14 protein-coding genes are annotated in these 12,736 nt (G+C 38.0%); 10 read left to right on the forward strand and 4 right to left on the reverse strand.

What is annotated here, in order from left to right; all coding sequences use genetic code 11:
* The coding region (locus DW981_RS13010; protein ID WP_347474580.1) for a DUF262 domain-containing protein at positions 1-1,305 on the forward strand (1,305 nt) is incomplete at its 5' end.
* Positions 1,295-1,774: an MAE_28990/MAE_18760 family HEPN-like nuclease gene (locus tag DW981_RS13015; RefSeq protein ID WP_118508026.1), complete on the forward strand. Its 480-nt coding sequence runs from the start codon at positions 1,295-1,297 to the stop codon at positions 1,772-1,774. The genes DW981_RS13010 and DW981_RS13015, both read left to right, overlap by 11 nt.
* A 503-nt stretch (positions 1,775-2,277) precedes the next feature.
* Here DW981_RS13015 and DW981_RS13020 read toward each other — a convergent pair.
* Positions 2,278-2,808 (reverse strand): helix-turn-helix transcriptional regulator, encoded by a 531-nt coding sequence (locus DW981_RS13020; protein WP_009247529.1) that lies wholly within the window; start codon positions 2,806-2,808, stop codon positions 2,278-2,280.
* Between the two features lie 448 nt (positions 2,809-3,256).
* Between DW981_RS13020 and DW981_RS13025 the strand changes: the two genes are divergently transcribed.
* The 8 genes from DW981_RS13025 (at position 3,257) to DW981_RS13060 (ending at position 10,483) form a co-directional block, all read left to right on the forward strand.
* Entirely contained in the window at positions 3,257-3,445 is a 189-nt protein-coding gene (locus tag DW981_RS13025; protein WP_009247528.1) for a transcriptional regulator, read from the forward strand.
* Entirely contained in the window at positions 3,446-4,537 is a 1,092-nt protein-coding gene (locus DW981_RS13030; protein ID WP_009247527.1) for a site-specific integrase, read from the forward strand.
* The gene (locus DW981_RS13035; protein WP_009247526.1) at positions 4,527-4,862 is read left to right on the forward strand and encodes a hypothetical protein; all 336 of its coding nucleotides are present in this window, start codon (positions 4,527-4,529) and stop codon (positions 4,860-4,862) included. Before DW981_RS13030 ends, DW981_RS13035 begins: the two co-directional genes overlap by 11 nt.
* Positions 4,852-6,006, forward strand: coding sequence for an AAA family ATPase (locus DW981_RS13040; protein ID WP_009247525.1), 1,155 nt, complete (start codon positions 4,852-4,854; stop codon positions 6,004-6,006). Before DW981_RS13035 ends, DW981_RS13040 begins: the two co-directional genes overlap by 11 nt.
* 332 nt (positions 6,007-6,338) lie before the next feature.
* A complete protein-coding gene (locus DW981_RS13045; RefSeq protein ID WP_009247524.1) occupies positions 6,339-7,499 on the forward strand; it encodes a plasmid recombination protein in 1,161 nt (386 codons plus the stop codon).
* 26 nt (positions 7,500-7,525) lie between these two features.
* A complete protein-coding gene (locus DW981_RS13050; protein WP_009247523.1) occupies positions 7,526-7,903 on the forward strand; it encodes a TnpV protein in 378 nt (125 codons plus the stop codon).
* A gap of 453 nt (positions 7,904-8,356) precedes the next feature.
* A complete protein-coding gene (locus DW981_RS13055; RefSeq protein ID WP_009247522.1) occupies positions 8,357-9,901 on the forward strand; it encodes an ATP-binding cassette domain-containing protein in 1,545 nt (514 codons plus the stop codon).
* An 84-nt stretch (positions 9,902-9,985) separates the two neighbouring features.
* Positions 9,986-10,483 carry an aminoglycoside nucleotidyltransferase gene (locus tag DW981_RS13060; protein ID WP_009247521.1) on the forward strand — a complete coding sequence of 166 codons (498 nt, stop codon included), beginning with the start codon at positions 9,986-9,988 and terminating at the stop codon, positions 10,481-10,483.
* Positions 10,484-10,814: 331 nt separating this feature from the next.
* Here DW981_RS13060 and DW981_RS13065 read toward each other — a convergent pair whose 3' ends face one another.
* The 3 genes from DW981_RS13065 to DW981_RS13075 are packed head-to-tail and all read right to left on the reverse strand — an operon-like array spanning position 10,815 to position 12,460.
* Positions 10,815-11,399 carry a hypothetical protein gene (locus tag DW981_RS13065; RefSeq protein WP_118508027.1) on the reverse strand — a complete coding sequence of 195 codons (585 nt, stop codon included), beginning with the start codon at positions 11,397-11,399 and terminating at the stop codon, positions 10,815-10,817.
* Positions 11,400-11,440: 41 nt separating this feature from the next.
* Entirely contained in the window at positions 11,441-12,148 is a 708-nt protein-coding gene (locus DW981_RS13070; protein ID WP_118508028.1) for an EcsC family protein, read from the reverse strand.
* 51 nt (positions 12,149-12,199) lie between these two features.
* On the reverse strand, positions 12,200-12,460 hold the full coding sequence (locus tag DW981_RS13075; RefSeq protein ID WP_243034764.1) for a hypothetical protein: 261 nt from the start codon (positions 12,458-12,460) through the stop codon (positions 12,200-12,202).
* Positions 12,461-12,736: the final 276 nt, after the last annotated feature.

The raw sequence follows: 12,736 nt of genomic DNA on the forward strand, positions 1-12,736 counted from the left end.
TATGAACAGATAAAAGTAATATGTTTTCTTAATGCAAACATAGAAAACATATCTTGCTCTGCCAATAATAAAAAATCAATTATTGGAATTAAATTGATTTTAGATGATAATATAGAAAAGTTACAAATTGATGATCTGATAGATCGATATACAATTGGAGGTAAAAAGATGGCTGAAGAAAAGTTAACAGAGATTGAAGTTACTGCATTGCCCGATGAAGAGCAAATGTACTCAGATGATGATTTATATAATATTAATTCCTGGGGGGCGGATTTGTCTTTTAGAGAGATAATAAGTATGTACGAGGAAGATGAATTGTTAAAACCTGAGTTACAGAGAAAATATGTATGGACTAAAATGGAGGCCAGTAGATTTATTGATTCTATTCTATTAGGCTTGCCAGTTCCAAGCGTTTTCTTTGCGAAAGAACCAGATGAGACGATGCTTATTATTGATGGATTTCAAAGAATAATGACCGTCTTTGATTATGTCAAGGGAATATTTAGTGGCGATGGAAAAGTTTTTAAATTGTCAAATACTGAGAATATAAATTCTCGATGGAGAGGGAAGGCCTTTGCCGAATTGGAGGTTGAAGAAAAACGTAGAATTAGAAATACAACAATTCATGCCATTATTTTTGAGCAGAAATATCCTAGAAATGATACTGGTATGTTTCAAATTTTTGAACGTATTAATACAGGAGGAAGAACATTAAAGGCACAAGAAATAAGAAATTGCGTATATCAAGGAAAATGTAACGATTTACTCTTTAAATTAAACAAAAATAAAGATTGGAGAGAAATATTAGGAACTCAAGATGAGGACTCAAGAATGGCCGATTTAGAATTAATTTTACGATTTTTTGCAATGTCAGAATTAATTAATAGGCCAGAGGCAAATAATAAACAGATTAATTTGGCAAAGTATTTAAATGATTATATGGGAGATAAGACAAAAGTAGGCAATGAGGAAATTAATAAAATGGAGGAAAAATTTGTAAATATGATTAAAGCATGTAGAGATGTATTTGGAAATAATGCATTCAAAAATTTAAAGGGTGATATGGATGGGTTTACAAATAAAATTAATCCTGCATTATTTGATGCAATTTCCGTTTCTACTGCTCACGCGATTGAAAAGAGAAAATTTGACGAAAATACAGATTACATGAGCAGATATGTTGAAATATTGAAAAAAGAAGATTTTAAAGAGCTTATTAGCCGTCGAACGACTAATGTAGCCAATATATTGGCTAGGATAAATATGGCTTCTTTAGAATTATATGGAGTCACATATGAAAAGTGATTATGTCGATTTGATTAAAAATACAGATAGAGAGTTGCAGGAAATTAGAAAGTGGATAAATGCAGATAAAAATAGGTTCGATACTAAAACGAAATATTTGATTGCATATAGCGTGATTAAAGCTAGTGGTAGTATTGAGGTTGTTTTTAAGCAAATAATATACGATTATCTAACAAGGGAAGCTGGAGAAAAAACGGCTACATATATCGAAAAGATGATTCTTGATAGTTCTTGCAATCCGAATACTGGTAATATGAGTAATCTGTTGCAAAACATTTCATCCGAATGGAAAGAACAATTTGATGCTCTGGTCAAAGAGAGTGGGAAAAAATCAAAGATTAATTCATTGGTTCAATTAAGAAATGATTTTGCTCATGGTGATAATATAACAGTGTCTATAGATACTGTCATTAGTTATTTTGATGCAGCGAAAGATATATTGAATATTTTGGATACCGTGGTGAATTAAATGGAAGTAAGGTTAGAATGGAGGACGATAAATATGAAATATTAATTGCATCCATTGATTATACTCGCTATAATAGAGTGGCAACGATTTGGCAACAGTTAATCAGTAAACCAAAATAAAATATGTACTTTAAGTAATTTATGGGCAATTCCACATCGAAACTTAAACAAAATAGTTTAAGAAAAACAGTGGCTTTGCCGAGTTTGAATAAATCGAGTTGCTTAAAAAAGCCAGTGTTTATGCGGGTTTCAGCGATTTCGATTAGTCTTTTGATAACAAATTGATAACAGTCATAGCAAGTGCCATTATTCTTGTTATCCAGTGGTTTATGGGTAACGGAACAATTAACAGGTGGCTTGCAGACTAAAGTTCGGAGCTTGGCTCTGAACAAATTCCATATTATAAACTAAGCCCTTAGCTGTGGTTAATAACCATAGTTAAGGGCTTTTTTGTCGTTGCCAAAGCATCTGTAGGGAGCTGCCAGTGGCAGGTCCTGTAGGTGCTTATTTATCTTTCAAGTGGTCTTTGAATGCTTCCACGAGAGCGTCACTTAATTCCTGTGATGGAACTTTTGCCCAACGCTGTGTGGTGTCGAACTCTGGATAATGGTAACGCCAGTTATCGTATTCTTCTCTGTTGATTTCTTCGGAAGATAGCTTGTCTGCCTGTTCTTTCCAAGCATACAGCATTTTGAGGAGTTCATATGCTTCTCTGCCTTTGTCCTTGTTGACCTTTAAGCATACCTCTCCGTCTGCTTCACTGACAGTAAGACCGTAAATATCTTCAAGGGTAAACAGAGTGTGCATAAGACCGATATAGCTGTCTATGTCAGGAACATCAAGAGCCTGTGGAGAAACATCAAGCACCTGTGCCAATGCATTTGTAAGGTCTGCTTTCGGTTTGCGTGTACCAGTTTCGTACTGTGCCAAACGCACATCAGCACTCTTTTCTGGAAAACCGATTGCTGTACCGAGATACTTTTGTGTCATACCACGCATTAGTCTGAAAAAATGTATTCTTTCGCTGATAGCCATAATGATACGCTCCTTTTATATTTAGTGAAATAAGTATAGCAGAAATGTTTAGTGGAAGTCAAGAAAAACCGAAACAAAAATGTTTAATATTTTCTTTGCAACCACTTGACAATAGCAAATATGTTTAGTAAAATAAATTACGAATTAAACAAATATGCTTAATGCGACAACTGAATGACCGTCCGAAAAGCCAAACCGCCAAGACCTCGTCGGAGCAAGTTCCGTATCGTTCGCTTGTGTGCAAGCACAAAAGCTCATTCGCTGCACTGCTCCTCCTCTTCCCCAAAAGTCTCCGACTTTTCGGGAACCCCTATACGAGCGAGCGCCTGATGTACTGCGGTGCATTGGGACAGCACAGCGCCTGCCGACAAGCAGGAGTGCCTGTTGGAACTTTAACACGGAGAAAGCGGCAAGCAAAAAATTATTTTAAGAAAGGAAGAAAAAGGATATGGAAAACAGATTTATCCGAGCCGAAGATGTGGCTCAGGAACTAAACGTATCAAAACCTTATGCATATAAACTCATCAGACAATTAAATGAGGAATTGAAAGCAAAGGGCTTTATTACGATTGCAGGGCGTGTAAATCGCCAGTATTTTTACGAAAGGCTCTACGGAGCAGGAAAGGGGGAAATGTAAATGCCGGTATTTAAGAATGAAGATAACGGTACTTGGTATGTGATGGCAAGGTATGTGAACTGGAAAGGGGAACGCAAGCAGAAATGCAAGCGTGGCTTTGCTACCAAACGAGAAGCACAGGAATGGGAAAGAATGTTCAAATTGCAGACTTCTTCAGACCTTGATATGAGTTTTGAAGCCTTTACGGAGCTTTATATCAATGATGTGAAGAACCGTTTGAAGGAAAACACGTGGCTTACCAAAGAGCATATCATACGCACAAAGATACTTCCGTATTTCGGGAAACTGAAAATCAGCGAGATTTCCACAAAGGAGATTATTACTTGGCAGAATGAAATGCTTGCCTATCGTGATGAGAAGAAAAAGCCTTATTCACAGACGTATCTGAAAACGCTGCACAATCAGTTGTCCGCCATTTTCAATCACGCTGTCCGCTACTATGAACTGCGTTCCAATCCTGCGGCAAAGGTGGGAAATATGGGACGTGAGGAACACAAGGAAATGCTGTTCTGGACAAAGGAAGAATACAAGAAATTCTCTTTTGAGATGATGGACAAGCCTGTTTCCTTTTATGCGTTTGAAATGCTTTACTGGTGCGGTATCCGAGAGGGCGAGCTGTTAGCTTTGACTCCGGCAGATTTCAACTTTGATAAGGAAACAGTCACAATCAATAAATCCTATCAGCGTTTGAAAGGGCAGGATGTGATTACTTCTCCGAAAACGAAAAAGAGCAACCGCACGATTAAAATGCCGAAGTTTCTGTGTGAGGAAATGAAAGAATATCTCGGTATGCTTTACGGATTGAAGAAGAAAGACCGTATCTTTACGGTGACGAAAAGCTATCTTCATCACGAGATGGACAGAGGGGCAAAGGCGGCAGGCGTGAAGCGTATCCGCATTCACGATCTCCGTCACAGCCACATTTCACTCTTGATTGATATGGGCTTTTCTGCGGTGGCGATTGCTGACCGAGTTGGTCACGAAAGTATTGATATTACTTATCAGTACGCACACCTCTTTCCGTCAAAGCAGATTGAGATGGCAGAAAAATTAGATGATTTAGGGAAAGGAGATTTTGAAAATGTCAGCTAAGAACAGAGATAACAAAAATCGTTGGAGGAATATCACAGTAGGGTTTCGAGTATCGCCCGAAGAAAACGAACTCATTAACAGAGCTGTAGCTCTATCAGGATTGCCAAAACAGGAGTATTGTTACCGCCGTTGCTTAAATCAGGATGTGGTGGTACAGGGCAATCCGAGAGTGTATAAGGCGTTGAAAACGGAATTTGCCACAGTCCTTGCGGAACTGAAAAGGATTGAAGCAGGAAAAGGTGTGGATGATGAACTGCTGAGTGTAATAGAACTGATTTCCATTATTCTCGGCGGTTTGAAAGGAGAGGATGCGAATGGAGAATAAAAAAGAAATGACTATTCCAAATGTATCTGCGGCAACAGATGCGGAACAGTCACTTTCCAAATGTACTGACAATAGTATAGTCAATCAGGATACGGATTTCAAGGGGTACGAGCAATCTTTTGAAGAAATGCAAAGGGAAATACTCAGACAGTTAGACCCTTCCTATCTGAAAACAGTATCAATGACAACGCTGTATGATACGGTGTTTGAGGTTCAGACACCACTTATCGACGGTCTGCTCCAAAGGGGAACTTACCTTTTCGTAGGTTCCCCGAAAGTGGGAAAGAGCTTTATGATGGCACAGCTTGCCTATCATATCAGCACAGGCACACCGCTTTGGGAGTATAAGGTGCGTAAGGCAACGGTGCTTTATTTTGCCCTTGAAGATGATTACCCACGTTTGCAGAAGCGATTGTTTCAGATGTTCGGTGCAAAGGAGACAGGCAATCTGTATTTCGCAACGGAATGTAAAACGGTCAATGGCGGACTGGAAGAACAGATAAGAGGGTTTATGAGGGAACACCCAGACACAGGCTTGATTATCATAGACACCTTAAAGCGTGTGCGTGAAGCAGGCGGAGCAGATTACAGCTACGCAAGTGATTATGATGTTGTGGCAAGGCTGAAAGCGTTGGCAGACAGTTACAAGGTTTCAATGCTTATTGTTCATCATACACGCAAACAAAAATCGGAAGATATATTCGATATGATTTCAGGCACGAATGGTCTGATGGGTGCGGCAGACGGTGCATTTGTTCTCAGTAAGGACAAGCGTACTTCCAACAATGCCACACTTGATGTTGCTGGCAGAGACCAGCAGGATATGAAAATCCATCTTGTAAGGGACAGCGAGCGATTGGTGTGGAACTTTGCAAAATCGGAAACGGAGATGTGGAAAGAACCGCCCGAACCTCTGCTTGAGAAGATAGCGGATACGCTCTTTTCGGAAAGTGACAGATGGGAAGGAACTGCTTCGGAACTTTGCGAAAGGCTTGCGGTGGATATAAAGCCGAATGTACTTTCTTTAAGGCTCAGTATCAACGCAAGCAGGCTGTTTCGTGATTACGGTATCCGTTATCAGAACAGCCGCACACACGACGGAAGAAAGGTTTCACTTTGGAAAGAAACCGAGCAGACGGCGTGACAAACGGTGTCAAAGGTGTCAATGTTTTTGAGAGCAGCACGCTGTGAAAAACATTGTCACCATCGTCACACTTTGACACCGGATAAAGTTTAGGGGAGTGTGCAGAGAGTGCCTTTTCAAAGGCGGCTCTTTGGTCTCGCCTGCTGGCTCGGTCGGTTCGCAGGCGTGTGTGCCACCGGCACACGCTCACCCCTCGGAGAGCCTTCGGAGACGCAAAACCTGTTTACAGGTCGCATTTTTGATGGGTGTACCCGTCAAAAGTGCTTTTGCGTTACTTTTGACAAAAGTAACAAACCTGAGAATGTTGAAATTTACAGATGGGAGATGAAAAAATGCAGAGAACGATAAGTGCAATGGTCGGTAAAGGCTCGGTCAATCACAATAGCCGAAAGTTCCGAGCAGAAAATGTAGACGGAACTCGTACTCATCTCAATATCGACTACTGCAATGAAAATATAAAGACAGTTTATCACGAATTGTTTGATGAAGCATTGGAAAGATACAATGCCAAGCAGATAAGGTCAGACCGAAAGATAAAAGATTATTATGAAAAAATCCGAAGTTCCAAGCAGGAAAAACCGTTCCACGAAATCATTTTACAGGTGGGCGGTAAGGGAAATATGAACGCCGATACGGAAAACGGAGAACTGGCAAAGCAGATTTTAGATGAATACTATCAGGGTTTTCAGGAGCGAAATCCACAGCTTCGGGTGTTCTCGGCTCATCTGCATATGGATGAAGCTACACCACATCTGCACATAGATTTTGTACCTTTTACCACAGGCAGCAAGCGTGGACTTGATACAAGAGTGTCACTAAAGCAGGCTCTTGCAACGCAAGGTTTTAAGGGCGGCAGTCGTGGCGATACGGAGTGGTCGCAATGGATACAGTCCGAAAAAGAACAGCTTGCGGCGGTGATGGAACGTTATGGGATTGAGTGGGAACATTTAGGCACACACGAAAAACATCTTTCTGTTTTGGATTATAAAAAGCAGGAAAGAGAAAAAGAAGTGGCGGCATTAGGTGCGAAAATCGAGCAGAAACAGATTGAATTTGATGTGTTGTCGGAACGAGTATTGAACTATGATAAGGCAAAAGACGAGCTGTCAAATCTTGAAATAGAGCTTGATACTGCACCGAAATATCAGTTGCCAGAACCAGAGAAATTTATGACTGCAAAGGCATATAAAACCAAAATGGCAGAGCCGGTTGTAAGGAAATTGAAGCAACTTGTCAAAACGGTGCTTGCCCGCTGCTTTGAGGGGTGGGACAACTATCATAGGCTGAATACAGCGAATGCACAGTTATACCGCACCAATCAGCGTTTGGAGAAAGTCAATGAAAGATTGACCGAAGAAAACAAAATCCTAAAAGCAGAAAATAAAGATTACAGCCTGCTCCGTAAGGTTTTTGGTCGCAAACAGATAGATGATTTGTTGGAGCAGGCAAGAACAGTTAAAGGTCGCAAGCGTGATAATACACGATCACGATAGACAAAAATCACAGGAGGAAAAGGAAAATGACAAAGACAATTTTTGAAGAAATGGGCGGAACTTATAGACAGGTGGGTGATTATTTATTGCCGAACATCACAGTACCAGCCGAAGAAGAAATAGAGCCGATTGGTTTATGGGGGAAACGACATGCAAGGCATTTAAAGGAACACTATAAAGTGTTATATATGAACCTGCTGACAAGCGGAAAGCTGCATAGTTATCTTGCAGAAGTCGATAAGCAAGCAGAGGATATGTTTCTTCGACTGGTAAAGGAATATGCCGACAGACAAGATGTGACGGAACAATTAAAGAAAGATAATCCCTACGAATGGATTGGAAGAATGAATAATATTCAGGCTTGTGTGAGGGAAGTTGTAGGAACGGAGTTGATTTACACATAAGCGTTTTACGGTATGGTGCTCCTGCGTTTGCTGGAGTGCTGTGGTTGTGGTTGTAAAGAGGTTGTGAAAGATTGAATTTCGTAATGGTTGGATGTATAATTAGGAAGTGAAAATTTTAATTTGCACTTCCATAAGGTGAAATGTATTGACACAAAAAATACAGTATGATAGTATTGCCATTAGAAGAAAGAAAGGCACATTTTGTGTAAGGTGAGGAAATGATTAATAGATAATTTGATTTAAGTAAGACACATATAGTTATTGAGCCTGTAGAGAATAGGTTTGTTTTGTGTACGCTTAAGTTGGATTATCGCAAGAGGCATTTCCTTTGTTTTCCTTTTGGAAAAGAAATAAGGGGCTATTTAGCGAGTCTATTTTTGCGTATGCAAAAAAGACTCGTTTTTGTGTGTTCAAAATAATAATTGGCTCAGACTTCGAAAAGGAGAAACTTTAATGTTGCAGATAAAAAAATTAAATTTAACACATAAAAAAGACCTGAGAATAATTCTTAATGATTTCAACCTTGTGCTAAATGATGGAGATAAGGCAGTTATTATTGGAGAAGAGGGAAATGGGAAATCGACATTAATGAAGTGGATATACAATCCGTCGCTTGTAGAAAACTATATAGAAGCAGATGGGGAAAGGATAATGGGACACGAACGTCTTGGTTATCTTCCGCAGGAGATGCTCGATGAAGATAAGGAAAAAACAATATACGAATATTTTTCTGAAGAGGAAATATTCTGGGAGAAAACGCCTAAAGAATTGTCTGTTATTGCGGGAAAATTTGGAATGAAAAATGATTTTTTCTACAGTAACCAGACAATGGGTAGTCTTTCAGGAGGCGAAAAAGTCAAGACACAACTTATGAGGCTTTTCATTCGCGATGTTTCTGTGCTGTTGTTGGACGAACCTTCCAATGACATCGACATTGCGACGCTTACATTACTGGAAAAAATCATAAATGACTGGAAGCACATTGTGCTTTTTATTTCACACGATGAAACGCTGATAGAGCGTACTGCCAACATGGTGATACATATCGAGCAGATTATACGAAAAACAAAGGCGAGATATACCGTGGCAAAGCTTCCCTATAGACGCTATGTGGAAGAACGGCTTCATAAATTTGAAATCCAAAAACAGCGGGCACTGAGTGACCGTAGGGAGAAAAAGATTCGCGATGAAAAATATCAAAGAGTTATGCAGAGTGTACAAGGTGCATTAAGAAGTTGTACCAGACAAGCACCGTCTGTTGCCAAAAACTTAAAGGACAAAATGCATACGGTTAAGGCAATGGAACGAAGATTTGAAAAAGAAGATGAAAATATGACTCAGATGCCGGAACAGGAAGAAGCAATCTTTGTCAAATTAGGGGATGAAAACTCACACATTCCCGCAGGAAAAACGGTCATAGAATATGAACTTTCAAAGCTTGTGACTCCGGATGGCAAAAGAATTTTAGCAGAAGGAATTCATTTAAAAATAAAAGGTTCAGAAAAAATCTGTATGATAGGAGCCAACGGGGCAGGAAAAACGACTCTTCTAAAAAAGATAGCGGAAGAACTCCTAAATCGGAATGACATTAAAGCAGAATATATGCCTCAAACTTATGAAGACCTGCTGGATTTGGATGTTACACCGGTTGATTACCTTGATAAAACAGGAGATAAAGAAGAGCGTACAAGAATTAGAACATACCTTGGTTCACTTAAATACACACCAGATGAAATGGAGCATCCGATTCGGGAGTTATCAGGCGGACAAAAGGCGAAAGTGCTTCTCTTGAGGATGAGCTTAAGTGGTGCAAATGTTCTTATTCTGGATGAACCGACAAGAAATTTTTCACCATTGTCCGGTCCGGTAATAAGAAAAATGCTCCGAGAATTTCCGGGGGCTGTCATTAGCATTTCTCACGATAGAAAGTATATTGAAGAGGTGTGCGATAAAATATATCAGCTAAATCCTAATGGATTACAGCTAATTGGTGATTGATAACAAAAAGGATGAAAGACTGACAAATTTCAGGCTTTTAGTGAGTTGGAAAGCATACAAAGATTTGAATTTGGAGGATAGATTATGGTACGTACAGAAGATGCATGTGAAATTATAAAATATGCTTTGCAAAACGAAATTAAAGTATATTTAGATGGCGGATGGGGTGTTGATGCACTTCTTAAAAGAGAATCAAGAATACACAATGATATTGATTTGTTTGTTGAACTGAAACATTATCATGATTATATTTATGTGATTAAGCAGCATGGATTTGAGGAAGTAAATACTGATTATACAACGGATGGTCATACTGTCTGGAAAGATGATAAACAAAGAATCATTGATTTACATTGTTTTGAATTTACAGATGACGGAATTGTTTATGAGGGAGATATATTTCCATCAAAAACTTTTTCCGGTATTGGAAAAGTTGGAGATATAACTGTTTCTTGTATTGAACCATTGAGTCAGGTAATGCTTCATTTGGGATATGAACACGATAAAAATGATGTGCATGATGTGATGCTGTTGTGTGAAACATTTCAAATAGCAATACCAGATGAATATAAGGAAAAGTAAAATTTCAGTTTTGTGTTGAATCTCTAAGCAAAATAGCTTATAATTTGACATGCTACATATAGTTATTATCCACAGTTATCGAGTAGGTGTTATCAATGCCGATAACAAAATGATAACATTAGCTCGTATAGGCAGGATAATATGGATATATCAAATAATCAAAAGAACGAGAAACATTACAGAGAATAATTCCTAAACAAAAAGCGTTAGTCTTTGTAGAGTTTGAATAATACACAAGAGCCAAGAAATGCCGAATTTACGGCGTTTCTTGGCTCGTTTTTTGTTGCGTGACAATAGAATGACAATAATTTTGGAAAAACTGAATGGATAATTATATAAATTTGTCGGATAAAGCTGTTATTGATTTATTTATATTTTTGAGGGCTGATAATTCATCTCTTATTTGAGGTTCCATAGTTAATAAATTACCAATAAAGTCAATATCAATTGAATACTTTTCTGTTATTAGTTTTCCACAGGTTTCGTAAGAAATTCCTATATCAAAAACTTTATCCGGATATGTACTGAAATCAAATCCCGAACTTATGTGTTGCTGTGGTGCAAGAAATACATTTTTTAAATTAGTTATTTTGAATTCGTCCATATTAGATTGTCCTGCTTTACTCCAATCTAAATCAGGAGTTATTTTTAATGATATTAATTTTGCAGGGGAGTTACCGAAATTCTTTATAATCAGAGAATGAAACGCACTTACGTCATTCTTAGATATGTAAAAAACAAGATTTCCTCTGTTTTGCTCAAAATACTGATTTTTTTGTTCGGCAAGCTGTTTTTTCATTTCTTTTAAATTCTGATATGTATAGTATATTGCAACTACAGAGCCAATAAATGTTGCAAGGCTTAATAATAAACCTATAAATTGAAATAACGTTGAATGCCATTCTGCTGATGTCATTGGAAAAAGACCTCCTTCTCAAATTTGTATTATCAAAATTTTTATTCAGTTGGTTCAATCGTATCTGTATCTACATCTATAATTTCTTCAGCGTCGTTAGTGTTTTTATCATTCAGAATGCTGAAGTCTTCTTTAATAAACATCTTGTATGCACGATTTGCAATTGTTTTTGTTTCCGCTAAATCAAATCCACCACCGATGACACCACCAACAACAGGTACTAACTTAGCAATGTTGATGATACCCTTTTCACCAAATTTCGTTAGGAATCTAAATCCTACTTTTTGATTGATTTTGGTTAATACAGTACCAGGTATTTTTTTGATCATAGCTGTAGTAAATTTTGTTCCAAATTTTATGCCAGCTTGTTTTACAATTTGGTCAATAGATATACCCGCTAAACAAGCGTAAACCAAAGTTTGTACCTGATCACTATTAGTGTCGTAGCCGCCCATGTAAGCAAGACAAGCAATCATTCGCATTTGAACATACATTACACTACTTACATTTGCCGGTATAGCAACGGGTAAGGTAATTAAGCCTCCTAATCCAGTTATAAAGCCAGAAGTTGTACACTTGGCAATTTGATAATTTACAAATTGCTTTGCAGCTTTTTCTGTCGAATCGTTTTTAGAAATATAATCATTTGCTAAAGCGTCAATAGGTAAACTTACTTTTGGAATACCATTGATAGATTTTTCGTACAAACTATCTAATAATTCCATAATTTGATTTTGCTTCATTTCCATATATTTGTATCTCCTTTATTTTTTTAATAGGTGATGTTAATCTCGCGAAAACTATTCTTTCTTCGGCTTCCGTTTCCTCTTCACATAAGAGAAATCCGGAAACAAGTCTTTTAATGCTTCTGCAACTTCTTCATTTTCAATCATCTCTTGAACCATCAATTGTTTATCGTCATCTAAATTAAGAGATACGGAATAAGATTTATCACTATCAATAGGATTTGCTGGGAAGCGGATTTCCTTCTTGTAATAATCACTTTCAGTTATCTCTCCGTCCTCTAATTTATCTCTTAGTCTTGCCCAATACTCAACCATCTTTTTGAATGAATCTAAATCTTCCTGCGGACGATATCCGGCACTTGGAAGCCGTTTTTCAAACTATATACAGTATAACACTAACAGTGCAAAAATGAAATGTTTTTTGATAAATGATATTGACATAAAAATTGAAATGTTTAATTCCACCCTCCCCTTATGCAGTAGAATTCTCTTATGCACAAGTGGCATTTAATCTTTCACATTATTGTGTTATGCTCATAGTCGTGCTCTGACAGCAGTAGGAGGAGAACTATCATGAGTAAATACATTCCT

This window comes from Clostridium sp. AM49-4BH (assembly GCF_003478335.1).
GTDB lineage: Bacteria > Bacillota > Clostridia > Lachnospirales > Lachnospiraceae > Butyribacter.

Bases quoted from the DNA above. Each gene is read 5' to 3' on its own strand.
- DW981_RS13055 (WP_009247522.1), top strand. From the start codon at position 8,357: ATGTTGCAGATAAAAAAATTAAATTTAACACATAAAAAAGACCTGAGA.
- DW981_RS13075 (WP_243034764.1), bottom strand. From the start codon at position 12,460: ATGGTTGAGTATTGGGCAAGACTAAGAGATAAATTAGAGGACGGAGAG.
- DW981_RS13045 (WP_009247524.1), top strand. From the start codon at position 6,339: ATGCAGAGAACGATAAGTGCAATGGTCGGTAAAGGCTCGGTCAATCAC.
- DW981_RS13070 (WP_118508028.1), bottom strand. From the start codon at position 12,148: ATGGAAATGAAGCAAAATCAAATTATGGAATTATTAGATAGTTTGTAC.
- DW981_RS13030 (WP_009247527.1), top strand. From the start codon at position 3,446: ATGCCGGTATTTAAGAATGAAGATAACGGTACTTGGTATGTGATGGCA.
- DW981_RS13050 (WP_009247523.1), top strand. From the start codon at position 7,526: ATGACAAAGACAATTTTTGAAGAAATGGGCGGAACTTATAGACAGGTG.
- DW981_RS13065 (WP_118508027.1), bottom strand. From the start codon at position 11,399: ATGACATCAGCAGAATGGCATTCAACGTTATTTCAATTTATAGGTTTA.
- DW981_RS13020 (WP_009247529.1), bottom strand. From the start codon at position 2,808: ATGGCTATCAGCGAAAGAATACATTTTTTCAGACTAATGCGTGGTATG.
- DW981_RS13025 (WP_009247528.1), top strand. From the start codon at position 3,257: ATGGAAAACAGATTTATCCGAGCCGAAGATGTGGCTCAGGAACTAAAC.
- DW981_RS13060 (WP_009247521.1), top strand. From the start codon at position 9,986: ATGGTACGTACAGAAGATGCATGTGAAATTATAAAATATGCTTTGCAA.
- DW981_RS13015 (WP_118508026.1), top strand. From the start codon at position 1,295: ATGAAAAGTGATTATGTCGATTTGATTAAAAATACAGATAGAGAGTTG.
- DW981_RS13035 (WP_009247526.1), top strand. From the start codon at position 4,527: ATGTCAGCTAAGAACAGAGATAACAAAAATCGTTGGAGGAATATCACA.
- DW981_RS13040 (WP_009247525.1), top strand. From the start codon at position 4,852: ATGGAGAATAAAAAAGAAATGACTATTCCAAATGTATCTGCGGCAACA.